This is a genomic window from Thalassolituus sp. UBA2590 (genome assembly GCF_002339775.1).
In the GTDB taxonomy this organism is placed as follows: domain Bacteria; phylum Pseudomonadota; class Gammaproteobacteria; order Pseudomonadales; family Oceanobacteraceae; genus Thalassolituus.
This window is the reverse complement of record NZ_DDKU01000051.1, coordinates 2,367-2,566: the sequence shown is the minus strand read 5'-3', so window position 1 is coordinate 2,566 and position 200 is coordinate 2,367. Positions and strand designations below refer to the sequence as shown.

Genomic DNA, 200 nt, shown 5'->3' with positions numbered 1-200 from the left:
AGTTCGATGCTGCCTTCGGTGGCACCCGCCGTGACGAAGAAAAGTCCCGTGCAAAAGAGCGTGTCTACTCTTTCCGAGACAGTAAACACCGCTGGGATCCTAAGAACCAGCGTCCAGAGCTGTGGAACATCTATAACGGTAAAGTAAACAAAGGCGAAAGCATCCGTGTTTTCCCTCTGTCAAACTGGACCGAACTCGAT

At 51.0% G+C, this 200-nt stretch carries 1 protein-coding gene; it reads left to right on the top strand.

Annotation, left to right across the window (positions count from 1 at the left end):
* Nucleotides 1-200 (top strand): phosphoadenosine phosphosulfate reductase family protein (locus tag B2067_RS04525; protein ID WP_301387605.1); only part of this gene is annotated, 200 nt, incomplete at both ends.